The following is a 25,842-nucleotide window of genomic DNA, read 5'->3' as shown; positions in this document are numbered from 1 at the left end:
CCCCCTCCATCAGGCAGTTTCCCAGACATTACTCACCCGTCCGCCGCTCGCCGGCAAAGTAGCAAGCTACTTCCCGCTGCCGCTCGACTTGCATGTGTTAGGCCTGCCGCCAGCGTTCAATCTGAGCCATGATCAAACTCTTCAATTAAAAGTTCGATTTGCTTCAACAAGTGAAGCGGTGCTCAGAGATTACTTCGTAATAATTCAACTAAATGAATTACTGCTTGGTCACTCTAAGACTTGATATTTTTTGCCACCGAAGTGGCTGATATCGTCTTGTGAGTGCCCACACAGATTGTCTGATAAATTGTTAAAGAGCATGCCGCGGTTCGCAAGGAATCTTATGCGGCGCGGGAGGCGTATATTACGTTTTCCCGCTGAAGAGTCAAGAGATTATTCATTCGAACATTCTTCTTTTTCTCTTCCCGTCCGGGCGACTTGTCAGTCGTTGTTCCCGGTCAGTGGAGGCGCATTATAGGGAGTTCTCAGAAGGCCGCAACCCCTAATTTCACTTTTTTTACCAACCGTTCATTAATCCGTCAATTTCGTCCAAAATGGACAAATACCGGTCGTTTTTCGCTAAAAACACACCAGTTTCAAGCCAGAGGCTGGAGTAGACTCTCCTTCATAATTAAGAGAAAGACATTCAGGAATACCTTACATGCTACTTAATGCACATCAACAGGCGGCTCAACGTAACCTTTCTTACCTGCTGGCGGAGAAAATTGCACAACGCGTTTTGTCTGGGGAGTATCCGGAAGGGGCTATTCTTCCTGGCGAGAATGAGTTAGGAGAGATTTTTGGTGTCAGCCGGACGGCCGTACGTGAAGCAGTAAAAACGCTGGCGGCTAAGGGAATGCTTTTACCCCGTCCGCGTATTGGTACCCGGGTAATGCCACAATCGAGCTGGAACTTTCTCGATCAGGAATTGCTGACCTGGTGGATGACCCGTGAAAACTTCGATCAGGTGATGGCGCATTTTATTGTTTTACGCAAAGCACTCGAACCTCAGGCTTGTGCGTTAGCCGCACTCGCTGCCAGTAAAGAGCAAAAGCATCAGCTCTCTCTATATATGTATGAAATGCGACAGTTGCATAACAGCTTTGATCGGGAACACTGGATAACGGTAGATACGCAGTTTCACCAGCTAATCTATGAAGCGGGGAAAAATCCTTTTCTGACCTCTTTTGCGAATTTATTCAGTTCAGTGTATCAGAGCTATTTTCGGGCAATTACAGGCAATGAAGTGATTAAACTGGAACATCACCAGCGGCTGACGGATGCCATTCTGGCCGGTGATGCCAATGCCGCACTTATGGAATGCCAGAGCCTGTTACTTGCTGATGAATGATCCCACAGACTGACGGACTACCAGCTCTGGGGTGAGCACTAAAATCTGAGGCTCTGAAGCCGGGTCTTGCAACCGATGCAGTAATGCATCAACCGCCAGTTCTCCCAGTGAGTCTTTAGGCTGATGGATTGTTGTCAGCGGCGGCATCATATATTGCGCCAGCTGGATATCATCGTACCCCATCACGGCTACATCATCGGGAACACGCAATCCACGCTGATAAAGTGCCTGATATACGCCAACAGCCATCGCATCGTTACTGGCGAAAACCGCATGCGGCGGTTCGGGCAGCGCCAGCAACTGCTGCATTGCGGCTAATCCGCCTTCAAATTCAAAATCACTACACACCTCATAACCAGGTAAAATCTTCAAACCGGCTTTTTCCATGGCCTGACGATATCCACTCAGCCGTTCCTGTGCGGTGGTTTTATCCAACGGGCCGGTAATGCAGGCGATGCGATGATATCCCTGACGGATTAAAAACTCCGTCGCCATTTCGCCGCCCAGCAGTGCGTTATCCTGAATAATATCTATAGCGCCATCAAACGGTGACCAGTCCATCATCACAATCGGCAGTGACGGATAACGGCTGATAACGTCTTTCGAGGGTCGGTGGTTTTCGGTGCACATGATCAGCAGTCCGTCGACCCGCTTTTGCAACAGCGTTTCCAGGCTGCGGTTCATACGTTCGGCGTCATTATCGGTATTACATAAAATGAGGCTGTAGCCGCGTTCATAACAACTACGCTCCACCCCACGCACCACTTCCGAATAGAAAGGGTTACTGCTGGCGGTCAGTAACATGCCGAGGGTGCGTGTCTGATTCAGCTTAAGGCTGCGGGCCAAGGCGGAAGGCGCGTAATTGAGTTGTTCAACGGCAGCATTCACTTTCTCAGCGATGGATTCACTGACAAAACGATTCTTGTTGATCACATGGGAAACTGTAGAGGTTGAAACGCCCGCGAGGCGGGCGACATCTTTCATGGTGGCCAATCAGGCCTCCTGTTGTGCGAGGAAATCGTCTATTTCTTTGCGCCACGGGACGGAAGGTTGTGCGCCAGGACGCGTCACGGCAATCGCTGCTGCGGCGTGTGCGAATCGTACTGCGCTGTCCATCGGTTTGCCTTCCAGCAGGGCTGTGACTAACGCGCCGTTAAAGGTATCACCTGCTGCTATCGTATCGACGGCTTTTACACGGAACCCCGCCACTAACTTTCCGTCTCCGTTCTGGCTAAGCCAGACGCCTTTACTGCCCAGCGTAATGATGACAGTCGTGATGCCTTTGTCATGCAAAGCGTTTGCGGCGCGAGCGGCATCTTCATTACTGTCGACTTTAATTCCCGTCAGCTTTTCAGCTTCAGTTTCGTTCGGGGTGATTATATCCACCCGTGCCAGCAATTCATCGGGCAATTCACAGGCCGGAGCCGGATTAAGGATCACCTGCGTACCGTTGTCTTTAGCGATCTTCGATGCCGCGATCACCGTTTCAAGCGGAGATTCAAGTTGCATTAATAAAGCAGAAGCACCAATGACCTGCTGTTTATAGCGATCAAGATATTCAGGCGTGACGGCTTTATTTGCCCCCGCATCTATGCCAATAACATTCTCACCTTCCGCATTCACGAAAATCAGCGCTACGCCAGTGGTGGTGTCTTTAATAGCTTCGATGGGGTGCGTATCAATATGGTCACTGGCCAGCTGTTTGCGAACTCGTTCGCCAATATCGTCATCTCCCACACAGGCAATAAAAGAAATATCAGCGCCACTGCGACCGGCTGCAACAGCCTGATTCGCCCCTTTACCGCCAAAGGCTACGGTGTATTGCTTACCGATAACCGTTTCGCCCGGTTGCGGGAAGTGGTTGATATTCAGAATGTGGTCAGCGTTGATACTGCCGAGTACCACCAGTTTGCCGGTTTTCATGTGGAGATCCCTGAGTCAAATAGCGCCTCCATCAGGAGGCGCAGTTACAGCATCGATAAAAAGAGTATTACGGCTGAGCAACCAGTTTCAAATCAACAGGGATAACAGCCGGCACTTTCTCGCCTTTGAGTACTTTATCTGCAGTCTGAACGCCGATCACACCGATTTGTTCAGGACGCTGTGCCACAGTCGCGCCCATTTTGCCGCTGTTAACGGCTTTGATACCGTCGTCGGTGCCATCAAAGCCAACGACCAGCACATCCGTTTTACCGGCAGTCTGCAGGGCGCGCAATGCACCGAGCGCCATTTCGTCATTCTGAGCGAACACGGCCTGCACGTCCTGATGCGCAGTCAGCAGATTCTGCATGACGTTCAGGCCCTTGGTGCGGTCGAAGTCAGCAGGCTGGCTGGCGAGGATCTGGAAATGGTGTTTTTCAGCGGCCTGAGCGAAACCTTTACCGCGTTCACGGGCAACCGACGTCCCGGCGATACCTTCGAGTTCAATGACTTTAGCGTTTTCGCCCAGTTTTTTGGCGATGTAATCACCGGCCATTTTCCCCCCGAAGGCGTTATCAGACGCGACGTGGCTGGCGACAACACCCTTAGTAGCCTGACGGTCAAGGGTGATCACCGGGATTTTCGCCTGGTTTGCCATCGCAACGGCATTGCCTACCGCATCAGAATCCGTCGGGTTGATCAGCATCAGCTTGGTGCCACGAACCGTCAGGTCCTGAACGTTTGCCAGCTCTTTCGCCGGGTTGTTCTGAGAATCAAGAACCACCAGGTTATAACCCAGTTTGTCCGCTTCTTTTTGCGCGCCGTCTTTCATGGAGACGAAGAACGGATTGTTCAGCGTGGAAACGACCAGCGCAATGGTGTCTTTCGCCAGAACGTTAGCACTGAAAGAAGCGGTGATAGCTGCGGCGGAAACCCAGACAGCCAGTTTTTTCATATTCATGGTCATAAGTCCTGTAGGAGAGTTTATTTGTTGCTTTTGTTATCCACCAGAACCGCCAGCAGGATGACAACTGCTTTTACGATCATCTGGTAGTAGGAAGAAACACCTAATAAGTTCAAACCGTTATTCAGGAAGCCAAGGATCAATGCACCGATCAGCGTTCCAACAATGCGTCCTTTACCCCCGGACAGGCTGGTTCCCCCTAATACCACTGCGGCAATCGCATCCAGCTCATAACCCGTACCTGCGTTGGGCTGCGCAGAAGATAAGCGCGCCACTTCGATGATACTGGCCAGAGCGGCTAACAAACCACACAGGGAGTAGACGATAATTTTGACTTTATCGACGCTGATACCTGACAGACGCGTAGCGGATTCGTTACCGCCCAGCGCGTAGATATAGCGCCCCAGCCGGGTGTGATGCAGCATGTACCATGCCGCAATAAACACCACAGCCATCAGCCAGACGGGTGTCGGGATACCCAGCGGGCGACCGATACCAAACCAGCCAAAAACATCAGCGACATCATTAAAGCCGGTACTGATCGGGCTGCCGTTGGTGTACACCATCGTAATACCGCGCAGCAGCAACATCATGACCAGCGTAGCGATAAACGCCTGGACTTTCCCTTTGGCCACAATCATTCCGGTGACGCCACCCACAGCCGCACCTAACGCCAGCGCGGCGCAAACGGCAACAAACGCATTCACTTCCAGCCCGACAATCGAGGCGGCAACGGCGCCGGTCAGCGCCAGCAAAGAGCCGACGGATAAATCGATCCCGGACGTCAGGATCACCAGTGTCATGCCGACGGCCATAATGGCGTTAACGGATGTTTGCTGAAGGATGTTAAACAGGTTATTGACCGTAAAGAAATTCGGGCTCATGGAAGAGACCACGGCAATCAACACCAGCAGCGCAATCAGAGACTTTTGCTCCAACAACCACTCTTTACTGATCCAGCGCTTTTTGGCTGGCAATGTCTGAGAACTCATATCTGATTACTCCTGCGTCACGCCGTATTGCTTGCCGACAGCGGCAGCCATCAACACTTCCTGCGTAGCCTGTTCTATCGGGAATTCACCGCTTAAATGGCCTTCATGCATCACCAAAACCCGGTCACTCATACCGATCACTTCCGGCATTTCTGAGGAAACCAAAATGATACTCAGCCCTTCGCGCTTGAACTGGTTTATAAGCTGGTAAATCTCTTTCTTGGCACCAACGTCAACGCCGCGCGTCGGTTCATCGAGGATCAGGACTTTCGGCCGCGTCATTAATCCACGGGCAATTGCCACTTTTTGCTGATTACCGCCGGAAAGCAGGCCGATGGTCTGCATCATCGACGGCGTTTTGATATTGAAGAGGCGGATGAAATCGCCGACAGCCTGCTGTTCTTCCGCATGTTTAAGACGTCCGCCAGCGTGGCTGAAATAACGCAGCGCCGTCAGCGACATGTTTTCTTTCACTGACATGCCCAGAACTAAGCCATCGCGCTTGCGGTCTTCAGAGATATAAACAATGCCGTTTGCCAGCCCGTCCTGCGGTGAGTGTGTCACCACTTCGCGACCATCAAGCGCCACATAACCACTTTTACGCGGTAAGGCTCCGTAGAGAATTTTCATCAGTTCGGTACGGCCTGCGCCCATCAGACCGGAAATCCCCAGAATTTCGCCGCTGTACAGATCAAAGCTGACGTTATCCACGCCCGGCCCGCTGACATCGCGTACCTGCAAACGCAGCGCACCGCGTTCATGATTAATGCGCGGGTATTGCTCTTCGAGGCGACGGCCCACCATCATTTCAATCAGCGTGTCTTCTTCAAGCGAACTGACCGGCCGCTCGGCGATGAACTGCCCGTCACGGAACACCGTCACGTCGTCGCAGATTTCGAAAATTTCTTTCATGCGGTGGGAGATATACACCACACCGCAACCGGCGGCTTTCAGTTCCCGGATCACGTTAAATAAAGAAGCGGTTTCGGTATCGGTCAGGGCATCCGTCGGTTCATCCATAATGATGACTTTGGATTCAAAGCTCAGCACTTTGGCAATTTCGACCATCTGCTGGTCGCCGATGGATAAATCGCCTACCAGCCGGTCGCTTTTGTAACGCAGATTCAGGCGCGCCAGCAGTTTATCGGCCTCGGCATACATCTTTTTCCAGTTGATGCGGCCAAAACCGTTCACAAACTCACGACCCAGGAAGATATTTTCAGCAATCGTCAGTTGCGGGATCAGGTTCAATTCCTGATGAATGATACCAATCCCGGCTTCCTGAGAGGCTTTAGGGCCACTGAAAACCGCTTCCTTGCCAAGAAAATGCACTGAGCCGGCATCTTTCTGATAGATGCCGGTCAGCACTTTCATCATGGTGGACTTGCCCGCGCCGTTTTCTCCCACCAGCGCCATTACACGTCCCGGATAGACGCTGAGCGCCGCGCCGGAAAGTGCTTTTACGCCGGGAAAGGCTTTATCAATGCCTGTTAGTTGCAGCAAAGGTTGCATAAAGGCCTCAGAAGGTTACGCCGGCACACAGAATAACGTTCGCATAAGGCGAACATTCCCCGCTGCGGATCACAGCCCGACTTTTTTCGCTTTGTGCTTTGAATGACTCATGACTGACGTAATCCAAAGCAATGGTGTTTCCCTGGTGTTGTTCGAGTTGTGTCAATTGGGCGAGCAACGCTTCATGGAGTTGAGGATTTTTAGTGAGGATTTCCTCGGCGAGGATAGCCCGCTCAACCTGCATCTCATGTGTCACTACCTCTAAGACTTGTAAAAAGGTGGGAACTCCCTGGGTCAGGGCCAGATCGATGCGTTGGCAAGCTGCTGGCACCGGAAGTCCGGCATCGCCAATAACCAGCTGATCGGTGTGACCTAACCGGGCAATAACATGTGAGATTTCGGCATTTAACAGCGGTGACTTCTTCATTGTGAACTCCTACAGCGAAACGTTTCGCTCACCAATGAGTTTATAAAGATCCCCGGCCATCGCAACGGAGTTATGATGGAATTGTGATCAGCGTCGAAACGTTTCGCTGAATAATTAAGAAACCGCAGGGAAATTTGAGTTAGTCGTTTCAGAAAGGAGAAAGCGAAAATAAAACAGGGCACCCGAAGGTGCCCTGCGAGCAGTAGAAATGAGGATCAGATTTCTACCTGCGTACCGAGTTCGATTACGCGGTTCGGCGGAATTTCAAACTGATCCGGCGCACGTAAGGCGTTGCGGCTGAGCGCCATAAAGAGTTTGCCACGGAAGTAGAGATACCAGGGGCGCTTGGTCAGGATCAGTGATTCGTGCGACATAAAGAATGACGTTTCCATCATCCGGCACGGCAATCCTTCCAGACCGCAACGGTGGAACACTTCCTCCACGTTCGGCGTTTCTTTAAATCCGTAGCTGGCGACCACACGCCAGAACGTCGGCGAAAGCTGTTCGATGGTGACGCGCCGGACGTTATGTACATAAGGCGCATCTTCGGTGCGTAACGTCAGCAGTACCACACGCTCATGCAACACTTTGTTGTGTTTGAGATTGTGCAGCAACGCAAACGGAATGACGTTGATGGCGCGCGACATATACACAGCCGTACCCGGAACACGCACCGGCGGGGATTTCTCCAGAGAGGCGATCATCGCTTCCAGGGAATTCCCATGCTCGTTCATGCGGCGCATAAGGCGGAAGCGCTCGCTTTTCCAGGTCGTCATAACGATAAACATGCCCAAACCCAGCGTCAGCGGCAACCAACCGCCGGAGAACAGTTTAGTAGCGTTCGCCGCGAACAGCGGGATATCCATAAACAGCAGACCGATCAGCAAAAGCCCGACCAGGAAAGGTTTCCAGTGCCAGTTTTTGAGTGCCACCGTACAGGAAAGAATACTGGTCAGCACCATCGTACCGGTCACTGCGATACCGTATGCCGCTGCCAGATTGCTCGAATGCTCGAAGCTGGCGATAACGATAACCACCGCAAAGTAAAGCAACCAGTTAATGGCCGGGATGTAAATCTGGCCCGCTTCCATTTCTGAAGTGTGGATGATGCGCATTGGCGGTAGATAGCCTAAACGCACAGCCTGACGCGTCAGGGAAAACACGCCGGAAATCACCGCCTGAGAGGCAATAATGGTCGCGAGTGTTGCCAGCACCAGTAACGGGATCAAAGCCCAGTCAGGCGCCAGCAGAAAGAACGGGTTCTTAATCGACTCCGGATCTTTGAGCAGCAATGCGCCCTGACCGAAGTAGTTCAGCACCAGAGAAGGCAGCACCACGGTGAACCAGGCCAGACGGATCGGGAATTTCCCGAAGTGGCCCATATCCGCATACAGCGCTTCCACGCCGGTAATCGACAGAACGACCGCGCCAAGTGCCAGGAAGGAAAACGACTTATGCTCGATAAAGAAGTTAACCGCCCACATCGGGTTCATGGCGCGAAGTACTTCAGGGTTCTGCATGATGCTGTTCACGCCGAGAACAGCCAGCGTCAGGAACCACAACAACATCACCGGCGCAAACAGTTTGCCCACGATGCCGGTGCCGTGTTTCTGAATAATGAAAAGCAGCGTCAGGACAGTAATAGATAAAGGGACGATATAAGGATCGAGTGAAGGTGCTGCGATTTCCAAACCTTCCATCGCGGAAAGAACAGAAATAGCCGGAGTGATCACCACTTCACCATAGAAGAAACTTCCGCCGATCAGGCCGAGAATAACCAAAACGGCAGTGGTGCGTGCCGAGGTGTTTCTGCCCGCCAGAGACATCAGCGTCAGAATACCGCCTTCGCCTGCGTTGTCCGCCCGCATCACGTAAGTGAGGTACTTGAGCGAAACAATGAGGATTAACATCCAGAAAATCAGAGAGAGAAAACCAAAAACGACGCTGGGTTCAACGTTGAAACCATAGTGACCAGAAAAACACTCTCTTAAGGTGTAGAGAGGACTGGTACCAATGTCGCCATAGACCACACCAATGGCGGCCAGGGTTACTGCTGGGAGTGACCGTTTATGTTCAGTGCTCATATTTCGTTTCTTTTTTGCTCGAACATCCGTAAGCGATGAGTGCGCTCGATCTTATGATGCCCACTAAAAGGCGCACAGTATGCACGAATAAATTGGATTGCCTACCCTTAAATGTGCAGCTAAACCGGCGTTCATATGAACGGGGTCACATTTCTGATAATAGAAAATTTTTAGTAATCAACAAGCTATAACGACAAAAATAAACGTGGCATATCGCTATTAGCCAGTACACTATTCAACAACTCAATGGAAACCGGAAGAGACAGTATGGCGCAATCTCCCCTTCTGGCAGAACGGATCGCCCGTCTTGCTAACGCATTAGAACATGGCCTGTACGAGCGGCAGGATGCCATAAGACTTTGCCTGCTGGCAGCCCTGTGCGGCGAAAGCGTTTTTCTGCTCGGCCCGCCGGGTATTGCAAAAAGCCTGATTGCCCGGCGCCTGAAATTTGCGTTCCGACATGCGCGCGCTTTTGAATATCTTATGACGCGCTTTTCCACGCCGGAAGAAGTCTTTGGTCCGCTCTCGATTCAGGCTCTGAAAGATGAAGGCCGCTATCTGCGTCTGACCGAAGGTTACTTGCCGGAAGCTGAAATTGTCTTCCTTGATGAAATCTGGAAAGCAGGCCCGGCCATCCTCAATACATTGCTCACCGCCATCAACGAACGCCGCTTCCGTAATGGCGAACGAGAAGAACCTATTCCGATGCGTCTGCTGGTCAGTGCGTCCAACGAATTACCCGAAGCCGATGGTGGCCTCGAAGCGCTGTACGACCGCATGCTGATCCGTCTGTGGTTGGATAAAGTGCAGGATAAGCAAAATTTTCGCTCACTGCTGACCAGCCGGAACAATGAAAACGCCAATCCGGTGGCAGAGTCCCTGAGTATCAGCGATGAAGAATACCAACAATGGCAGCCGGAGATCGACAAAGTCAATCTTTCAGACAGCTGCTTTGAACTGATCTTCCAGCTGCGCCAGCGCCTTGATGCCCTGGATACGGCACCTTATGTCTCTGACCGTCGCTGGAAAAAAGCCCTGCGCCTGTTGCAGGCCTGCGCATTTTTCAGTGGCAGAAAAGCGATCACGCAGGTGGATCTGATCCTGCTGAAAGACTGTTTATGGCATGACCTTAATACTTATAACCTGCTGCAAACCCAGATTGAGCAACTGATCACCGAACAGGCTTATCAGCAGCAGACACTGCTGATGAAAATTCAGCAGCTGAATCAGCAATGGATGCAACATCAGCAGCAACAGAGTTCGCGTCAGTCAATCAAACTGAGTAAGAAGGCCGGCATTTTCAGCCGCAAGCCACAGTACAGCCTGCCTGAATCACTTAACACCACCAACCTGACCCTGTTATTGCAAACGCCTTTACACCTGCATGAAATAAAAGTCACACACCTGTTATTCGAACGCATCATCCTGGAAGAGTGGCTAAATAAAGGAGGCGTACTGAAAGCCAAACTCAACGGGATTGGTTTTGTACAAACCGTGGATCTGGAAATCGATGACAAACAACAACTTCTGGTGCTGGATGTCAGCCGTCAGAGCACGCCGCTGACGCTGCCGGGCCATGAGCATATTGCCGTTCCCGACGAAATGAAAAATACGCTGAGTGACCTGACCGCAAAACTGGCGCAGCAGAGACATGAATTCAGCCAGCAGCAAAACTGTCTGTTTGTTCCGGCAGAATGGATGGCAAAAATAGAAGCCAGCCTGCTTCAGGTGGCTGAACAGTTGCGTCATCAGCAACAGACATTCAGTGGTCACTGATCATGTTCAGTCTCGAGTCACTGGATCTTCTGCTGGCCATCAGCGAAGCCGAACTGATTGAAGAACTGCTCGTCGGCTTGCTGGCTGCGCCTGCGCTGACGGTGTTCTTCGAGAAATTTCCCCGTCTCAAGCGTGCCCTGACCAAAGATCTCCCAGAATGGAAATTGCGCCTTCGCCAGAGGATCCACGAAACGCCGGTTCCCCAAGAGCTGGCGAAAGAATTCTATCTTTATCAGCATTGCCAGCAGATCGACGCCACGGCTTTTCAGTCCGGACTGCCTTCCCTCATCGATGAACTGGAGCAACTCAGCTCTCCCTTTGCCACGGAAGCCCGCACCTTAAAGGAGAATAATGAAACCTCACGGACGGCGAAAACCGGCAACAGCTTTCATACCTTGTTCCTCCAGCGCTGGCGCCTGAACCTGACCTTCCAAACGGTGAACGTTCATCATCAGTTACTCGAACAAGAACAGGAGCAGTTGCAGGAAGAATTGCTGCAAAGACTGCAGCTCAGCAGCGAGCTCTCTCCTTTATTAGCGGAGAACGATACGGCAGCAGGCCGGTTGTGGGATATGAGTAAAGGGAAGCGTCTGCGGGGTGATATTCAGTCGCTGGCGCGGTTCGGCGCTTTTCTTCAGCAGCAGCCTGAGCTGATGCATCTGGCAAAACAACTGGGCCGCAGCCAGACGGTCAAAACCAGTCCGCATGAAGATGCAAAAATGGAAACTCACCGGCTGATGGTGCGCGAACCTGCAACGGTGCCGGAAGAAGTGAATGGCATTCATCAGAGCGATGATATTTTGCGCCTGATGCCGACGGAGCTGGTGACGCTGGGGCTGCCTGAGCTGGAATACGAATTTTACCGCCGTTTGCTGGAAAAGCGTCTGATGACATATCGCCTGCAAGGGGACGTCTGGCGCGAGAAAGTGGTCAAACGGCCTGTGGTCTATCAGCAACAGGAACCGCAACCGCGTGGGCCTTTTGTCGTCTGCGTCGATACATCCGGTTCGATGGGGGGATTTAACGAACAGTGCGCCAAAGCGTTCTGTCTGGCGTTACTGAAAATCGCACTGGCTGATAACCGCCGATGTTACATCATGTTGTTTGCCAGTGAAGTGATCCATTATGAACTGACCTCCAACGGCGGCCTGGATCAGGCGCTGCGCTTTCTGGGGCAGCATTTTCGTGGTGGTACCGATCTGGCCGCCTGTCTGAATGCCACACTGGATAAACTCGCTTCTCCGCAGTGGGAGGATGCTGATGCCGTGGTGATCTCGGACTTTATCGCCCAGCGGTTGCCAGATGAAGTACAAAAGAAGGTCAGGGCGTTGCAACGGGAAAAACACCACCGCTTTCATGCCCTGGCAATGTCGCACTATGGCAAGCCCGGCATCCTGCGCATTTTCGATCATATCTGGCGCTTCGATACCGGCATGAAAAGCCGCGTACAGCGACGCTGGCAGAGAAATTAAGCCTAAAGAGAAAGATAATCATGACTGAAATTTATCAGCTCGACGAGCTGGATCGCGGGATCCTGAACGCCCTGATGGATAATGCCCGTACACCATATGCTGAACTGGCAAAAGTGTTCACCGTCAGCCCGGGGACGATCCACGTCCGCGTAGAAAAAATGAAACAAGCGGGCATCATTACCGGCGCGCATATTACCGTCAATCCTAAACAGCTGGGTTACGACGTATGCTGTTTTATTGGCATCATTTTGAAAAGTGCCAAGGATTATCCGTCGGCACTGAAAAAGCTCGAAAGTATAGAAGAAGTGGTCGAAGCCTATTACACCACCGGGCATTACAGCATTTTCATTAAGATCATGTGCCGCTCGATTGATTCCCTTCAGCACGTACTTATCAACAAGATCCAGACAATTGACGAGATCCAGTCGACCGAGACGCTGATCTCCCTGCAGAACCCCATCACACGTACCATCCAGCCCTGAGCACTGATTTCTATACCCCTATTATCCACAGGTAGATCCCAGCTCATTCACAGCGTACAATAGCCTCCTTTTCCCGGGTGAGAGCATCATGTCTGACATTACCCTGATCAGTGGCAGTACGCTTGGCAGTGCCGAATATGTAGCAGAACACGTGGCTGAGAAACTGGAAGAAGCCGGTTTTTCCACTCAGATGTTCCATGGTCCGGAACTGTACGAAGTTCCGCAGGAAGGTATCTGGCTGATCGTGTGCTCGACACACGGTGCTGGTGAGCTGCCTGATAACCTGCAACCTTTTATGGAGCAGCTGGAAGATCAGCAACCCGATCTGTCAAAAGTACGCTTTGGCGCATTAGGTTTAGGCAGCAGTGAATATGACACCTTCTGTGGCGCGATCAGTTCTCTGGATCAAAAACTGACGTCATTAGGGGCGAAACGGATCGGTGATCGTCTTGAGATCGACGTCACTCAACACGAAATTCCTGAGGATCCGGCCGAGGTTTGGGTGATCAACTGGATTAATTTGATCAAATAAGTGTAAATTTCAGGCGATCAGATGTGGATAACTATGCTTAAAAGCAGGGTAAAACCCGTAGTTATCCCTCTAACAACTCCTGTACGTTTTTCATGCTGTGCATAACTCTCACTTCTGATCCCAGCTTATACTGTCCAGGATCACCGATCATTCACAGCATTCGATCCTTCTTAGCATACTGATCTTCATAAACAAAAAAGACTTATGCACAGAGGATCGCGATCCTAATAGAAGTATTAATAAGAGATCTTTAAATAAAAAAGATCTTCTTTTAATTAGTGAAGATCCCCGGGGACTTGTGGAAGCTCAAAACTTGAGTAGAATCCCTCCTCCCAACGCCATACAAAGAAAGTTCGCTTGAACGCCGAGGTGCAGTCGCATGTTTTATCCGGATCAATTTGACGTCATCATCATAGGTGGTGGTCATGCAGGTACTGAAGCCGCAATGGCTTCTGCACGCATGGGACGTCAGACCTTATTATTAACCCACAATATCGACACGCTGGGACAGATGTCGTGTAACCCGGCAATTGGCGGGATCGGGAAAGGACATCTGGTAAAAGAAGTGGACGCATTGGGCGGACTGATGGCTACGGCTATCGATCATGCGGGTATTCAGTTTAGGATACTAAACGCAAGCAAAGGCCCGGCAGTAAGGGCAACACGTGCTCAAGCTGACCGCGTTCTGTACCGTCAGGCCGTCCGTACCGCCCTGGAAAACCAGCCAAACCTGATGATCTTCCAGCAACCTGTTGAAGACCTGATCGTCGAAAACGATCGTGTGGTCGGTGCTGTGACCAAAATGGGGCTGAAATTCCGCGCTAAAGCGGTAGTACTGACTGTCGGCACCTTCCTGGACGGAAAGATCCACATCGGTCTGGAAAACTACAGCGGTGGCCGTGCAGGGGATCCTCCGGCGATCTCTTTGTCTCAGCGTTTGCGTGAATTGCCTTTACGCGTTAACCGTCTTAAAACCGGTACACCTCCGCGTATTGATGCCCGGACCATTGATTTCAGTGTTCTGGCACAACAGCATGGTGATAATCCGGCACCGGTATTCTCGTTCATGGGCAACGTGTCGCAACATCCGCGCCAGATCCCGTGTTACATGACCTATACCAACGAAAAAACCCATGACGTGATCCGCAATAATCTGGATCGCAGCCCGATGTATGCCGGGATCATCGAAGGGATCGGCCCGCGTTACTGCCCGTCGATCGAAGATAAAGTCATGCGTTTTGCCGATCGCAATTCTCATCAGATCTTCCTTGAACCGGAAGGCCTGACCAGCAATGAAGTTTATCCAAACGGAATTTCCACCAGCCTGCCATTCGATGTGCAGATGCAGATCGTCCGGTCTATGCAGGGGATGGAAAATGCCGTTATCGTTCGTCCGGGTTATGCAATTGAATACGATTTCTTCGATCCGCGTGATTTGAAACCGACGCTGGAAAGTAAATTTATCGCCGGTTTGTTCTTTGCCGGACAAATCAACGGTACGACGGGTTACGAAGAAGCCGCTGCACAGGGCTTACTTGCCGGCATGAATGCTGCCCGTAGTGCCAGCGAAGAAGAGGGCTGGGCGCCACGTCGCGATCAAGCTTATCTCGGTGTGCTGGTTGATGACCTGTGTACGCTGGGCACCAAAGAACCGTACCGGATGTTTACATCACGCGCTGAATATCGACTGATGCTGCGCGAAGACAATGCCGATTTACGCCTGACAGAAAAAGGCCGTGAATTAGGTCTGGTTGACGATGCCCGTTGGGCGCGGTTCAACGAAAAACTGGAAATGATCGAACAGGAACGTCAGCGTCTGCGTGGTATCTGGGTGAACCCTCATCACGCGCAGGTTGAAGAGATTAATGCACATCTTTCTGCTCCGCTTTCTAAAGAAGCCAGCGCAGAAGAACTGCTTCGTCGTCCTGAAATAACCTATGAGCTGATTACCCGTCTTTCTCCGTTCGCACCTTCTGTTCCTGATGTGCAGGCAGCAGAACAGGTTGAAATTCAGATCAAATATGAAGGCTACATCGCCCGTCAGCAGGAAGAGATCGAAAAACAGCAGCGTAACGAAAACACTGTGCTGCCGGTTGATCTTGATTACCGCCAGGTTAATGGTCTTTCCAATGAAGTGATCGCCAAGCTTAACGATCACAAGCCGACCTCCATTGGTCAGGCATCGCGGATCTCAGGTATTACGCCGGCAGCTATCTCGATCTTGCTGATCTGGCTTAAAAAACAAGGCTTACTGCGCCGTAGCGCATAACTCACCTCTCTTATGACCGCCCTTTGAAAACAAAGCGGCGGTCAGTTCTTACTTTTCCCATCTTTCTGAGTGTTTTATCATTTCTCAACCGGGCTGTTCCCGGAATATCGACTCTTTCTGAGGATTCACTGTGCAAAAGAAACTGGACTCGCTGCTTGCTGCGGCAGGAATAGCGTTACCCGATCAGCAAAAACAGCAACTGATTGGCTATGTGGAACTGCTGCATAAGTGGAACAAAGCCTATAACCTGACGTCTGTCCGTGACCCGATGCAGATGCTGGTACGCCATATCATGGACAGCATCGTAGTAAATGAGCATCTGCAGGGCAGCCGTTTCATCGACGTAGGCACAGGCCCTGGTTTACCGGGAATTCCTCTCGCCATCGTTCGCCCTGATTCACACTTTACGCTGCTGGACAGCCTGGGTAAGCGCGTACGCTTCCTGCGTCAGGTTCAGCATGAACTGGGGCTGAAAAATATCGAACCGGTACAAAGTCGTGTGGAAGAGTTTGAGCCAGACCCGTTGTTTGATGGGGTGATCAGCCGTGCTTTTGCGTCCCTGCAGGATATGCTTTCCTGGTGCCATCACCTGCCACAAAAAGGGCAGGGGCGTTTTTACGCCTTAAAAGGGGTGAGCCCTGATGATGAAATGGCGGTATTGCCGGAAGGTATCACTCTGGAATCGGTCATAAAACTGCAGGTACCAGAACTTGACGGGGAACGGCATCTCGTCATTCTTCGCTCAAACTAAAGTTGCGTTTTATCAAAAAATATTTAAAAAGCGCATGAGTTATTGCAGTTAAAATGAGCAGGCTAATTATATAGCGGTGACAAACACTCAATCACCGCTTTTTTACAGACTGATAGCATTTCAGAGATGTTTTTATTTTAATCCGGACTGTAATAGTCACTTTTGAAATTGAACGGTCATCAACCGGCTGATATTGAACTTGTAATGAAAATGTTGTTATTTGTTGGGTTGTTGTGTCAATAAATCGTGGTTATTTTTAAAGAAGATTGTTTAACGAACAGTGTTTTATTAACAAATTGATTTATAAAGATTTTAAAAGGCCTGATTAGCTAAAGACATTCAAACAGTGCAGGGTATATAAAGTGTCCTGAGTTAATTATGTGATCCAGTGCACGCTTCTTTGTCGGGTGATGAAATAACCGTATCAAACCAAAAAGGGCAAATTCAGCTATAGTTTGGTTGTCAAAATAGTCGTGAAGGGGAAAATTTAAATAATTGTTCACCTTTTCGCTACTTATCCATTGAATTCGTCCCTGTGCCCCGTATAATTTGCTCGGTTTTTGCTGCTTGACTCAAAACAGTAAAGGCAGTGATATACGGCATTCAGTCTACCTCCAGCTAGGTACTTGATACGGAGAGAACAAACGTCATGTCTGTATCCGGTATTTTACACAGTACAAATAGTGTGAAGGTTGCCAGAAAGCTGTTGATACTGCAGTTATTGACCTTTGTTCTGCTCAGTGCAGTATTTGGTTTTAAAAGCCTGGAATGGACCACATCGGCTCTTATGGGTGGGTTGGCCGCCTGGGTGCCAAATGTACTGTTCATGCTGTTTGCATGGCGCCATCAGGCGCAAACAACGGTCTCTGGACGGGTTGCCTGGTCCTTTGCAATCGGAGAAGCGCTGAAGGTGCTGGTTACGGTGATCTTAATGGTTATCGCACTTGGCCTGTTTAAGGCGGCTTTTGCTCCGTTGGGGTTGGCCTATTTATCGGTGTTGATGACTCAGATTTTGGCACCGGCCGTCATTAACAGTTACCGTACTTAACTACTAAAGGGTAAGAGGCATCATGTCTGCATCAGGAGAAATCTCTACTCCACAAGAGTATATCGGTCACCATCTGACTCAGCTTCAGATTGGGACGGGATTCTGGTCGATTAACATCGATTCGATGTTTTTCTCCGTGTTCCTCGGAGTACTCTTTCTGGTTATTTTCCATCGCGTAGCCAAAAACGCCACCAGCGGTGTGCCGGGTAAACTGCAAACCGCAGTTGAACTGGTCGTTGGTTTCGTCGACAGCAGCGTGCGTGACATGTATCACGGCAAAAGCAAAGTGATTGCACCTCTCGCGCTGACCGTCTTCGTCTGGGTATTTATGATGAACCTGATGGATTTGCTGCCAATCGATTTGCTGCCATTCATCGGCGAGCACATCTTTGGTCTGCCAGCGTTGCGTGTGGTTCCTACGGCTGACGTGAACATCACGTTGTCAATGGCACTTGGCGTATTCATTCTGATTCTTTTCTATAGCATTAAGATGAAAGGCTTTGGCGGTTTCATTAAAGAACTGACAATGCAGCCATTCAATCATCCGGTTTTCATTCCGATTAACCTGATTCTTGAAGGTGTCAGCCTGCTGTCTAAACCAGTTTCACTGGGTCTGCGACTGTTTGGCAATATGTATGCGGGTGAGTTGATCTTCATCCTTATTGCTGGCCTGTTGCCGTGGTGGTCACAGTGGATTCTAAATGTGCCTTGGGCCATTTTCCACATCCTGATCATTACGCTGCAAGCCTTTATTTTCATGGTTCTGACGATTGTCTATCTCTCGATGGCATCTGAAAAACACTGATTTTCTTTCAACACTACTGCGTTTTAACTGAAACAAACTGGAGACTGTCATGGAAAACCTGAGTATGGATCTGCTGTACATGGCTGCCGCTGTGATGATGGGCCTGGCGGCAATCGGTGCTGCAATCGGTATCGGCATCTTGGGTGGTAAATTCTTGGAAGGTGCTGCACGTCAGCCTGACCTGATCCCTCTGTTGCGTACACAGTTCTTTATCGTTATGGGTCTGGTCGATGCAATCCCAATGATTGCGGTTGGTCTGGGTCTGTACGTGATGTTTGCTGTCGCCTAACACTGAGCTTGCTCACTGTTAATCGAACTACATCAAATAATTCACTTTGAAAGAGGCATTGTGCTGTGAATCTTAACGCAACAATCCTCGGCCAGGCTATCGCGTTCGTCCTGTTTGTCTGGTTCTGCATGAAGTACGTATGGCCGCCAATTATGGCTGCCATCGAAAAACGTCAGAAAGAAATTTCTGAAGGTTTATCTTCCGCAGAACGTGCCAAAAAAGAGCTGGACTTAGCGCAAGCCGATGCGACCGACCAACTGAAGAAAGCCAAAGCTGAAGCTCAGGTAATCATCGATCAGGCGAACAAGCGTAAAGCTCAAATCGTCGACGAAGCAAAAGCTGAAGCCGAGCAGGAACGTAACAAGATCGTGTCGCAAGCCAAGGCAGAGATCGACGCCGAACGCCAACGCGCCCGTGAAGAGTTGCGTAAGCAAGTCGGAATTTTGGCCATTGCTGGCGCCGAGAAGATTATCGAACGTTCCGTGGATGAAGCTGCTAACAGCGACATCGTTGATAAACTGGTCGCTGAACTGTAAGGAGGGAGGGGCTGATGTCTGAATTTGTAACTGTAGCTCGCCCCTACGCCAAAGCAGCTTTTGACTTTGCCGTTGAGCACCAAAGCTTAGACCGCTGGCAGTCCATGTTAGCGTTCACGGCTGAAGTCACGCGCAATGAACAAATTGAAGAACTGCTTTCCGGTGCTAGCGCGCCTGAAACTTTGTCTAAAACGTTTATTGCCGTATGTGGTGACGAACTCGACGACGCAGGCCAAAACCTGATTAAGGTAATGGCTGAAAATGGACGTTTACGCGTTCTTCCGCAAGTGCTGGAGCAGTTTATTGAACTGCGCGCCTCTCTCGAGGCTGTTGCTGAAGTTGAAGTGACCTCAGCAAATCCGCTTTCGGAAGAACAGCAGGCAAAAATTGCTGCTGCGATGGAAAAACGTCTGTCTCGCAAAGTTAAGCTGAATTGCAAAATTGACAAGTCTGTTCTTGCCGGTGTCGTAATCCGTGCAGGTGATATGGTGATTGATGGCAGCGTTCGCAGTCGTCTAGAACGCCTGGCAGACGTCTTGCAGTCTTAAGGGGACTGGAGCATGCAACTGAATTCCACCGAAATCAGCGAACTGATCAAGCAGCGCATTGCTCAGTTCAATGTGGTGAGCGAAGCTCACAATGAAGGTACTATCGTTTCCGTCAGTGACGGGATCATCCGTGTGCACGGCTTAGCCGATGTCATGCAAGGCGAAATGATTGCGCTGCCGGGTAACCGCTACGCTATCGCCCTGAACCTGGAGCGTGACTCTGTAGGTGCCGTTGTAATGGGCCCTTACGCTGACCTCGCCGAAGGTATGAAAGTAAAATGTACTGGCCGTATCCTGGAAGTTCCAGTTGGCCGTGGCCTGCTGGGCCGCGTGGTTAACACCCTGGGTGCGCCAATTGATGGTAAAGGTCCGGTAGAGCACGACGGCTTCTCAGCTGTTGAAGCAATCGCACCTGGCGTTATCGAACGTCAGTCGGTAGATGAACCTGTGCAGACAGGTTATAAGTCCGTTGATGCCATGATCCCAATTGGTCGTGGTCAACGTGAACTGGTCATCGGCGACCGTCAAACCGGTAAAACAGCTCTGGCGATCGATGCGATCATCAACCAGCGCGATTCCGGCATCAAATGTATCTATGTGGCTATCGGCCAGAAAGCGTCCACCATTTCTAACGTGGTTCGTAAACTGGAAGAGCACGGCGCACTGGCAAACACCATCGTTGTTGTTGCAACTGCATCAGAATCTGCTGCACTGCAATACCTGGCACCGTATTCCGGTTGTGCAATGGGTGAATACTTCCGTGACCGCGGTGAAGACGCACTGATCGTTTATGATGACCTGTCTAAACAGGCTGTTGCTTACCGTCAGATTTCCCTGCTGCTTCGTCGTCCACCTGGTCGTGAAGCTTACCCAGGCGACGTTTTCTATCTTCACTCCCGTCTGCTGGAACGTGCTGCGCGTGTTAACGCCGAGTATGTTGAAGCATTCACCAAAGGTGAAGTGAAAGGCAAAACCGGTTCCCTGACTGCGCTTCCAATTATCGAAACGCAAGCGGGTGACGTTTCCGCGTTCGTTCCGACCAACGTAATCTCGATTACCGATGGTCAGATCTTCCTGGAATCTAACCTGTTCAACGCCGGTATTCGTCCTGCGGTTAACCCGGGTATTTCGGTATCCCGTGTTGGTGGTGCTGCTCAGACTAAGATCATGAAGAAACTGTCCGGTGGTATTCGTACCGCTCTGGCACAGTATCGTGAGCTGGCTGCGTTCTCGCAGTTCGCTTCTGATCTGGATGAGGCAACCCGTAAACAGCTGAATCACGGTCAGAAAGTGACTGAGCTGCTGAAACAGAAACAATACGCTCCGATGTCAATCGTTGCGCAGTCTCTGATCATCTTCGCAGCAGAACGTGGTTATCTGGAAGACGTTGAGTTGTCTAAAGTCGGTAGCTTCGAAGCTGCACTGTTGGCTTACGCTGACCGTGAGCACGGCGAGCTTCTGCAGCAAATCAACCAAACTGGTGCGTATAACGATGAGATCGAGGGTAAATTCAAAAATATCCTCGATACCTTCAAAGCAACCCAGTCCTGGTAACACCTCGCGGCCTTGCTGCCCTGCCTCTGGCAGATAAGCAGCAGGCCGTTTGGTAATGAGGAGAAGCAGAGATGGCCGGCGGAAAAGAGATACGTAGTAAGATCAGCAGCGTGCAAAACACGCAAAAGATCACTAAAGCGATGGAAATGGTCGCCGCCTCCAAAATGCGTAAAACGCAGGATCGCATGGCGGCCAGCCGTCCTTATGCAGAAACCATTCGTGAAGTGATTGGTCACCTTGCGCTTGGTAATCTGGAATACAAGCACCCGTACCTGGATGAGCGTGAAATTAAGCGTGTCGGGTATCTGGTGGTGTCTACCGACCGTGGTCTTTGTGGTGGTCTGAACATTAACCTGTTCAAAAAACTGCTGTCAGAGATGAAAGGCTGGTCCGAAAAAGGTGTTGAAGTTGATCTCGCACTGATCGGTTCCAAAGCAGCCTCTTTCTTCGGCTCCGTTGGGGGCAACGTTGTTGCTCAGGTGACTGGCATGGGGGATAACCCTTCCCTGTCAGAACTGATCGGGCCGGTGAAAGTGATGTTGCAGGCTTTCGACGAAGGTCGTTTAGACAAGTTATGCGTTGTTAGCAATAAATTCGTCAATACCATGTCTCAGGAACCACGTATCGTTCAGTTGTTGCCTCTGCCACCAGCAGAAGACGGCGAACTGGCGAAAAAATCCTGGGATTACCTGTATGAGCCGGACCCTAAAGCATTGTTGGATACTCTCCTGCGTCGCTATGTGGAGTCCCAGGTTTATCAGGGCGTCGTAGAAAACCTGGCCAGCGAACAGGCCGCGCGAATGGTAGCGATGAAAGCCGCAACCGATAACGGCGGCAGCCTGATCAAAGAGCTGCAGTTGGTATACAACAAAGCTCGTCAGGCCAGCATCACTCAGGAACTCACCGAGATCGTCGGGGGAGCCTCCGCGGTTTAAGCTAGGTTTACGAATTACGTAGAGGATTCAAGATGGCTACTGGAAAGATTATCCAGGTAATCGGCGCCGTGGTGGACGTCGAGTTCCCTCAGGATGCAGTACCGAACGTGTACAATGCTCTTGAGGTAGAAAACGGTACCTCCAAACTGGTGCTGGAAGTACAGCAACAGTTAGGCGGCGGCGTTGTTCGTTGTATCGCAATGGGTACCTCAGACGGCCTGCGTCGCGGTCTGAAAGTGAACAACCTGGAACACCCAATTGAAGTACCGGTGGGTAAAGCGACTCTGGGTCGTATCATGAACGTATTGGGTGAACCAATCGACATGAAAGGTGCGATCGGCGAAGAAGAACGTCGTGCGATCCACCGCGCTGCGCCTTCTTATGAAGAGCTGGCAAACTCCCAGGAACTGCTGGAAACCGGTATCAAAGTTATGGACCTGATGTGTCCGTTCGCTAAGGGCGGTAAAGTCGGTCTGTTCGGTGGTGCGGGTGTTGGTAAGACTGTAAACATGATGGAACTGATCCGTAACATCGCGATCGAGCACTCCGGTTATTCTGTGTTTGCAGGTGTGGGTGAACGTACTCGTGAGGGTAACGACTTCTATCACGAAATGACCGACTCCAACGTTATCGACAAAGTTTCCCTGGTGTATGGTCAGATGAATGAGCCACCAGGTAACCGTCTGCGCGTTGCACTGACCGGCCTGACCATGGCGGAGAAATTCCGTGACGAAGGTCGTGACGTACTGCTGTTCGTTGACAACATTTACCGTTACACCCTGGCCGGTACCGAAGTGTCCGCACTTCTGGGCCGTATGCCATCAGCGGTAGGTTATCAGCCAACGCTGGCGGAAGAGATGGGCGCTCTGCAAGAACGTATCACCTCGACCAAAAGTGGTTCAATCACCTCCGTACAGGCCGTTTACGTTCCTGCGGATGACTTGACTGACCCATCTCCAGCTACCACCTTCGCTCACTTAGATGCGACCGTGGTTCTGAGCCGTCAGATCGCGTCACTGGGTATTTACCCGGCGGTTGACCCACTGGATTCCACCAGCCGTCAGCTGGATCCACTGGTTGTTGGTCAGGAGCACTACGATGTGGCTCGTGGCGTGCAGTCTATTCTGCAACGTTACCAGGAACTGAAAGACATCATCGCGATCCTGGGTATGGACGAGTTGTCAGAAGATGACAAACTGGTTGTATCCCGTGCGCGTAAAATTCAGCGCTTCCTGTCCCAGCCATTCTTCGTGGCCGAAGTCTTCACCGGTTCTCCGGGCAAGTTCGTATCGCTGAAAGATACCATTCGTGGTTTCAAAGGCATTATGGACGGCGACTACGATCACCTGCCGGAACAAGCGTTCTACATGGTTGGCACCATTGATGAAGCAGTGGAAAAAGCCAAGAAACTGTAACGCTAGCTTGTTGTGAGAGAGGATGACATGGCTGAAAAAGCTTACCATCTGGATGTTGTTAGTGCGGAAAAACGTATGTTTACCGGCATGGTACAAAAGATCCAGGTGACGGGTAGCGAAGGCGAACTGGGTATTTTCCCGGGGCATGCTCCGCTGCTCACCGCCATCAAGCCTGGCATGGTGCGCATTGTTAAAGAACACGGTGAAGAAGAGTATATCTATCTTTCTGGCGGCATCCTTGAGGTGCAACCGAATGCAACGACCGTGTTGGCTGATACTGCAATCCGTGGGCAAGACCTCGACGAAGCGCGCGCGCTTGAAGCTAAGCGCAAAGCGGAAGAACACATTAGTGGTTCTCACGGCGACGTTGATTACGCTCAGGCGTCAGCGGAACTGGCTAAGGCGATCGCGAAACTTCGCGTTATCGAACTGACCAGAAAAGCGATGTAACAACATCAGTTAGAAAAGCGACCTTCGGGTCGCTTTTTTTTTGCTTTTAATAAAGTGCATTTTCAGTGTTTTTCCCAAGGCTAATTTTCGCTTTTAATGGAATACTTGGGTGATTAACCGACACTTTACCCTCAGTTTTTTTGGTGTAGTCTATACAGCATATAACCCTTGCAGGCTGCGGCCTGCGGGCGGTTTTTGAAGCGAAATATGTAGTAATCCGCGCACTGAACGGGTTACTTTTGTCACTCAAATTGGATTTGTCAGGTTACCTATGTCGAACAGCGCACTGAGTGTGGTGATCCTTGCCGCGGGCAAGGGGACACGCATGTACTCCAACCTTCCGAAAGTTCTTCACCCATTGGCCGGCAAGCCAATGGTTCAGCACGTCATTGATGCGGCCACGCAAGTGGGTGCCCGGAACGTGCATCTGGTCTATGGCCACGGTGGCGATTTACTGAAGAAAAATCTGGCAGGCAGTGATCTGAACTGGGTATTGCAGGCAGAGCAACTGGGGACCGGTCATGCGATGCAGCAGGCGGCGCCGTTCTTTGCCGATGATGAAGATGTGCTGATGCTGTACGGCGATGTTCCGCTGATTTCCGTCGACACCCTGAACGAATTACTCAAAGCCAAGCCCGATGGCGGCATTGGTTTACTGACCGTCGTGCTGGATGACCCGACCGGTTATGGCCGTATCGTTCGTGAGAATGGCATTGTTACCGGCATTATTGAGCAGAAAGATGCCAGCGAAGAACAGCTGAAAATTCAGGAAATTAACACCGGTATCCTGGTCGCTAACGGCGCGTCATTCAAACGCTGGCTCGGTCAGCTGAATAACAACAACGCGCAGGGTGAATACTACATCACCGATATTATTGCGATGGCGCATGCGGAAGGACATCTGATCGCCACCGTTCATCCGGCGCGAAACAGCGAAGTGGATGGTGTGAATAACCGCCTGCAACTTTCCCGTCTTGAGCGCGTATATCAGAGTGAACAGGCAGAGCGTCTGTTGCTCGAAGGCGTGATGCTGATGGATCCAGCGCGGTTTGATCTGCGCGGTGAACTGTCTCACGGCATCGATGTACTGATCGACACCAATGTCATTATCGAAGGTCACGTGAAACTGGGTGACCGCGTCAAAATCGGTGCGGGCTGCGTGCTGAAAAATTGCGTGATTGGCGATGACTGTGAAGTCAGTCCTTACAGCGTGTTCGAAGATGCGGTGCTGGAAAGCGGTTGTACGGTCGGGCCTTTCGCCCGTCTGCGCCCCGGCGCTGAACTGGCTGAAGGCGCGCATGTCGGCAATTTCGTCGAAATCAAAAAAGCGCGTCTCGGCAAAGGCTCTAAAGCTGGCCATCTCTCCTACCTTGGTGATGCTGATATTGGAGATAACGTTAACATCGGCGCGGGTACCATCACCTGCAACTACGACGGCGTAAACAAGCATAAGACCATCATCGGTAACGATGTCTTTGTGGGGTCAGATTCTCAGCTGGTAGCGCCAGTCACTGTGGGTAATAACGTGACGATCGCCGCCGGTACAACGGTCACGCGCGACGTGCCGGACAATGGTTTACTGTTAAGCCGGGTGCCGCAGGTGCATAAACCTGACTGGCAGAAACCGGTGAAGAAAAAATAAGCTGTTCATAATAATCCCCAACTCTCTACAAGGCTCGGGGAACCGCAAGTACACCGGAAAACGGGGCTTGCGGATAAATCAGGTCAGG

General features: G+C 50.9%; 24 protein-coding genes and 1 rRNA gene. 17 read left to right on the top strand and 8 right to left on the bottom strand.

Annotation, left to right across the window (positions count from 1 at the left end; genetic code table 11):
• Nucleotides 1–148 (bottom strand): 16S ribosomal RNA (locus tag EX31_RS06205); the annotation flags it as partial.
• 513 nt (nucleotides 149–661) lie between these two features.
• Between EX31_RS06205 and EX31_RS06200 the strand changes: the two genes are divergently transcribed.
• The gene (locus tag EX31_RS06200) at nucleotides 662–1,351 is read left to right on the top strand and encodes a FadR/GntR family transcriptional regulator (protein ID WP_037033895.1); all 690 of its coding nucleotides are present in this window, start codon (nucleotides 662–664) and stop codon (nucleotides 1,349–1,351) included.
• Here EX31_RS06200 and rbsR read toward each other — a convergent pair.
• From rbsR to kup, 7 genes are all read right to left on the bottom strand, one after another.
• Complete coding sequence (gene rbsR / locus EX31_RS06195) at nucleotides 1,334–2,344, bottom strand: ribose operon transcriptional repressor RbsR (protein ID WP_013577665.1); 1,011 nt, start codon at nucleotides 2,342–2,344, stop codon at nucleotides 1,334–1,336. The genes EX31_RS06200 and rbsR overlap by 18 nt on opposite strands.
• Nucleotides 2,345–3,274 (bottom strand): ribokinase, encoded by a 930-nt coding sequence (rbsK, locus tag EX31_RS06190; protein ID WP_037033894.1) that lies wholly within the window; start codon nucleotides 3,272–3,274, stop codon nucleotides 2,345–2,347.
• 67 nt (nucleotides 3,275–3,341) lie between these two features.
• On the bottom strand, nucleotides 3,342–4,232 hold the full coding sequence (rbsB, locus tag EX31_RS06185) for a ribose ABC transporter substrate-binding protein RbsB (RefSeq protein WP_013577667.1): 891 nt from the start codon (nucleotides 4,230–4,232) through the stop codon (nucleotides 3,342–3,344).
• A gap of 23 nt (nucleotides 4,233–4,255) precedes the next feature.
• On the bottom strand, nucleotides 4,256–5,227 hold the full coding sequence (gene rbsC, locus EX31_RS06180; RefSeq protein WP_037033893.1) for a ribose ABC transporter permease: 972 nt from the start codon (nucleotides 5,225–5,227) through the stop codon (nucleotides 4,256–4,258).
• Nucleotides 5,228–5,233: 6 nt separating this feature from the next.
• The gene (gene rbsA / locus EX31_RS06175) at nucleotides 5,234–6,739 is read right to left on the bottom strand and encodes a ribose ABC transporter ATP-binding protein RbsA (RefSeq protein WP_013577669.1); all 1,506 of its coding nucleotides are present in this window, start codon (nucleotides 6,737–6,739) and stop codon (nucleotides 5,234–5,236) included.
• A gap of 7 nt (nucleotides 6,740–6,746) precedes the next feature.
• On the bottom strand, nucleotides 6,747–7,166 hold the full coding sequence (gene rbsD, locus EX31_RS06170) for a D-ribose pyranase (RefSeq protein ID WP_013577670.1): 420 nt from the start codon (nucleotides 7,164–7,166) through the stop codon (nucleotides 6,747–6,749).
• A 215-nt stretch (nucleotides 7,167–7,381) separates the two neighbouring features.
• The gene (kup, locus tag EX31_RS06165; protein WP_013577671.1) at nucleotides 7,382–9,250 is read right to left on the bottom strand and encodes a low affinity potassium transporter Kup; all 1,869 of its coding nucleotides are present in this window, start codon (nucleotides 9,248–9,250) and stop codon (nucleotides 7,382–7,384) included.
• A gap of 267 nt (nucleotides 9,251–9,517) precedes the next feature.
• Between kup and ravA the strand changes: the two genes are divergently transcribed.
• The 16 genes from ravA to glmU all read left to right on the top strand — a co-directional run bounded on the left by ravA (nucleotide 9,518) and on the right by glmU (nucleotide 25,754).
• Nucleotides 9,518–11,026, top strand: a complete 1,509-nt coding sequence (ravA, locus tag EX31_RS06160; RefSeq protein ID WP_037033892.1) for an ATPase RavA — start codon at nucleotides 9,518–9,520, stop codon at nucleotides 11,024–11,026.
• A 2-nt stretch (nucleotides 11,027–11,028) separates the two neighbouring features.
• A complete protein-coding gene (viaA, locus tag EX31_RS06155) occupies nucleotides 11,029–12,498 on the top strand; it encodes an ATPase RavA stimulator ViaA (protein ID WP_037033890.1) in 1,470 nt (489 codons plus the stop codon).
• A gap of 20 nt (nucleotides 12,499–12,518) precedes the next feature.
• Nucleotides 12,519–12,980: a transcriptional regulator AsnC gene (asnC, locus tag EX31_RS06150; protein WP_013577674.1), complete on the top strand. Its 462-nt coding sequence runs from the start codon at nucleotides 12,519–12,521 to the stop codon at nucleotides 12,978–12,980.
• 88 nt (nucleotides 12,981–13,068) lie between these two features.
• Entirely contained in the window at nucleotides 13,069–13,512 is a 444-nt protein-coding gene (gene mioC, locus EX31_RS06145) for an FMN-binding protein MioC (protein ID WP_013577675.1), read from the top strand.
• 379 nt (nucleotides 13,513–13,891) lie between these two features.
• The gene (gene mnmG / locus EX31_RS06140; protein WP_037033888.1) at nucleotides 13,892–15,781 is read left to right on the top strand and encodes a tRNA uridine-5-carboxymethylaminomethyl(34) synthesis enzyme MnmG; all 1,890 of its coding nucleotides are present in this window, start codon (nucleotides 13,892–13,894) and stop codon (nucleotides 15,779–15,781) included.
• Between the two features lie 130 nt (nucleotides 15,782–15,911).
• Complete coding sequence (gene rsmG / locus EX31_RS06135) at nucleotides 15,912–16,532, top strand: 16S rRNA (guanine(527)-N(7))-methyltransferase RsmG (RefSeq protein ID WP_037033887.1); 621 nt, start codon at nucleotides 15,912–15,914, stop codon at nucleotides 16,530–16,532.
• Between the two features lie 649 nt (nucleotides 16,533–17,181).
• A complete protein-coding gene (atpI, locus tag EX31_RS06130) occupies nucleotides 17,182–17,580 on the top strand; it encodes a F0F1 ATP synthase subunit I (RefSeq protein WP_013577678.1) in 399 nt (132 codons plus the stop codon).
• Between the two features lie 22 nt (nucleotides 17,581–17,602).
• Nucleotides 17,603–18,385, top strand: coding sequence for a F0F1 ATP synthase subunit A (gene atpB / locus EX31_RS06125; protein WP_037033886.1), 783 nt, complete (start codon nucleotides 17,603–17,605; stop codon nucleotides 18,383–18,385).
• 49 nt (nucleotides 18,386–18,434) lie between these two features.
• On the top strand, nucleotides 18,435–18,674 hold the full coding sequence (gene atpE / locus EX31_RS06120) for a F0F1 ATP synthase subunit C (RefSeq protein WP_004093904.1): 240 nt from the start codon (nucleotides 18,435–18,437) through the stop codon (nucleotides 18,672–18,674).
• A 65-nt stretch (nucleotides 18,675–18,739) separates the two neighbouring features.
• Nucleotides 18,740–19,210, top strand: coding sequence for a F0F1 ATP synthase subunit B (atpF, locus tag EX31_RS06115; protein WP_013577680.1), 471 nt, complete (start codon nucleotides 18,740–18,742; stop codon nucleotides 19,208–19,210).
• 14 nt (nucleotides 19,211–19,224) lie between these two features.
• A complete protein-coding gene (atpH, locus tag EX31_RS06110; protein WP_013577681.1) occupies nucleotides 19,225–19,758 on the top strand; it encodes a F0F1 ATP synthase subunit delta in 534 nt (177 codons plus the stop codon).
• Between the two features lie 12 nt (nucleotides 19,759–19,770).
• On the top strand, nucleotides 19,771–21,312 hold the full coding sequence (atpA, locus tag EX31_RS06105; protein ID WP_013577682.1) for a F0F1 ATP synthase subunit alpha: 1,542 nt from the start codon (nucleotides 19,771–19,773) through the stop codon (nucleotides 21,310–21,312).
• Between the two features lie 71 nt (nucleotides 21,313–21,383).
• Nucleotides 21,384–22,247, top strand: coding sequence for a F0F1 ATP synthase subunit gamma (gene atpG, locus EX31_RS06100; RefSeq protein WP_013577683.1), 864 nt, complete (start codon nucleotides 21,384–21,386; stop codon nucleotides 22,245–22,247).
• 32 nt (nucleotides 22,248–22,279) lie between these two features.
• Complete coding sequence (gene atpD, locus EX31_RS06095) at nucleotides 22,280–23,662, top strand: F0F1 ATP synthase subunit beta (RefSeq protein WP_013577684.1); 1,383 nt, start codon at nucleotides 22,280–22,282, stop codon at nucleotides 23,660–23,662.
• Nucleotides 23,663–23,689: 27 nt separating this feature from the next.
• Nucleotides 23,690–24,112, top strand: a complete 423-nt coding sequence (locus EX31_RS06090) for a F0F1 ATP synthase subunit epsilon (protein WP_013577685.1) — start codon at nucleotides 23,690–23,692, stop codon at nucleotides 24,110–24,112.
• Between the two features lie 271 nt (nucleotides 24,113–24,383).
• Nucleotides 24,384–25,754 (top strand): bifunctional UDP-N-acetylglucosamine diphosphorylase/glucosamine-1-phosphate N-acetyltransferase GlmU, encoded by a 1,371-nt coding sequence (glmU, locus tag EX31_RS06085; protein WP_013577686.1) that lies wholly within the window; start codon nucleotides 24,384–24,386, stop codon nucleotides 25,752–25,754.
• Nucleotides 25,755–25,842 lie beyond the last annotated feature (88 nt).

This window comes from Rahnella sp. WP5 (assembly GCF_000745615.1).
GTDB classification, from domain to species: Bacteria; Pseudomonadota; Gammaproteobacteria; order Enterobacterales; family Enterobacteriaceae; genus Rahnella; species Rahnella aceris.
The sequence above is the reverse complement of the archived record's forward strand: the minus strand, read 5'-3'. Positions and strand labels throughout refer to the sequence as shown.

Excerpts from the sequence above, each read along its gene's own strand:
- EX31_RS06200 (WP_037033895.1), top strand. The coding sequence starts at position 662 with ATGCTACTTAATGCACATCAACAGGCGGCTCAACGTAACCTTTCTTAC.
- rbsK (WP_037033894.1), bottom strand. The coding sequence starts at position 3,274 with ATGAAAACCGGCAAACTGGTGGTACTCGGCAGTATCAACGCTGACCAC.
- rbsB (WP_013577667.1), bottom strand. The coding sequence starts at position 4,232 with ATGAATATGAAAAAACTGGCTGTCTGGGTTTCCGCCGCAGCTATCACC.
- rbsC (WP_037033893.1), bottom strand. The coding sequence starts at position 5,227 with ATGAGTTCTCAGACATTGCCAGCCAAAAAGCGCTGGATCAGTAAAGAG.
- rbsA (WP_013577669.1), bottom strand. The coding sequence starts at position 6,739 with ATGCAACCTTTGCTGCAACTAACAGGCATTGATAAAGCCTTTCCCGGC.
- rbsD (WP_013577670.1), bottom strand. The coding sequence starts at position 7,166 with ATGAAGAAGTCACCGCTGTTAAATGCCGAAATCTCACATGTTATTGCC.
- kup (WP_013577671.1), bottom strand. The coding sequence starts at position 9,250 with ATGAGCACTGAACATAAACGGTCACTCCCAGCAGTAACCCTGGCCGCC.
- ravA (WP_037033892.1), top strand. The coding sequence starts at position 9,518 with ATGGCGCAATCTCCCCTTCTGGCAGAACGGATCGCCCGTCTTGCTAAC.
- viaA (WP_037033890.1), top strand. The coding sequence starts at position 11,029 with ATGTTCAGTCTCGAGTCACTGGATCTTCTGCTGGCCATCAGCGAAGCC.
- asnC (WP_013577674.1), top strand. The coding sequence starts at position 12,519 with ATGACTGAAATTTATCAGCTCGACGAGCTGGATCGCGGGATCCTGAAC.
- mioC (WP_013577675.1), top strand. The coding sequence starts at position 13,069 with ATGTCTGACATTACCCTGATCAGTGGCAGTACGCTTGGCAGTGCCGAA.
- mnmG (WP_037033888.1), top strand. The coding sequence starts at position 13,892 with ATGTTTTATCCGGATCAATTTGACGTCATCATCATAGGTGGTGGTCAT.
- atpI (WP_013577678.1), top strand. The coding sequence starts at position 17,182 with ATGTCTGTATCCGGTATTTTACACAGTACAAATAGTGTGAAGGTTGCC.
- atpB (WP_037033886.1), top strand. The coding sequence starts at position 17,603 with ATGTCTGCATCAGGAGAAATCTCTACTCCACAAGAGTATATCGGTCAC.
- atpE (WP_004093904.1), top strand. The coding sequence starts at position 18,435 with ATGGAAAACCTGAGTATGGATCTGCTGTACATGGCTGCCGCTGTGATG.
- atpH (WP_013577681.1), top strand. The coding sequence starts at position 19,225 with ATGTCTGAATTTGTAACTGTAGCTCGCCCCTACGCCAAAGCAGCTTTT.
- atpA (WP_013577682.1), top strand. The coding sequence starts at position 19,771 with ATGCAACTGAATTCCACCGAAATCAGCGAACTGATCAAGCAGCGCATT.
- atpG (WP_013577683.1), top strand. The coding sequence starts at position 21,384 with ATGGCCGGCGGAAAAGAGATACGTAGTAAGATCAGCAGCGTGCAAAAC.
- atpD (WP_013577684.1), top strand. The coding sequence starts at position 22,280 with ATGGCTACTGGAAAGATTATCCAGGTAATCGGCGCCGTGGTGGACGTC.
- EX31_RS06090 (WP_013577685.1), top strand. The coding sequence starts at position 23,690 with ATGGCTGAAAAAGCTTACCATCTGGATGTTGTTAGTGCGGAAAAACGT.
- glmU (WP_013577686.1), top strand. The coding sequence starts at position 24,384 with ATGTCGAACAGCGCACTGAGTGTGGTGATCCTTGCCGCGGGCAAGGGG.